Here is a 586-nt window from a genome sequence, read left to right as displayed (position 1 = left end):
GACACTCCTGCTGGATCTGCCTTCCAACCTTCAATGAGCTCTTCAAGGGTGTTGTATGGAGAATCCGCTGGCACGGTGATGATGTCGAACTCTTCCACCACACGAGCAATTGGGGTCACATCCTGGATTTTCGCAGGGGTATCGAATTGAATTTGTGCTGCAATATGCCCCGTTCCACCCACCATCAAGGTGTTCGGTGCAGTCATGGTAGACAGTTTGCCAAGTGCAATGGTTCCACCAGCTCCAGGGATGTTGACCACCTGAATATTGTTCACGATCTTATTCACGCGCATAGACTGCGGCTGCTCACGTTGGAAAGTATCCCAACCTCCACCTGCAGCTGCAGGAGCAATCAGCGTCATGTTGGAACGAATATCCTCGCCACCGGATGCAGACTGGACGGAGAAAAACGCAGCGATTGCAGTGATGACCACCGCTGCGGTACCTACAACAAATTGTTTAGTTTTGGATTGCGCAGACCCTGCGGGTTCTGCTCCTACTTCGGCCATTTTGGGGGAATCCCTCTCGGTCGGACTTTTGGACAACAAGCTCTTGAATGTTTGATGCCTAAGTGCTTGGTGATTCA

General features: G+C 51.4%; 1 pseudogene. It reads right to left on the bottom strand.

The features are described 5' to 3' along the window. Positions 1–509: pseudogene (gene tctC / locus CXQ96_RS17925) on the bottom strand (tripartite tricarboxylate transporter substrate binding protein TctC); the annotation flags it as partial. Between the last annotated feature and the right edge of the window lie 77 nt (positions 510–586).

This window comes from Arthrobacter sp. B1805, from assembly GCF_002929745.1.
In the GTDB taxonomy this organism is placed as follows: domain Bacteria; phylum Actinomycetota; class Actinomycetes; order Actinomycetales; family Micrococcaceae; genus Arthrobacter_D.
This window is presented reverse-complemented; position numbering and strand designations above follow the sequence as displayed.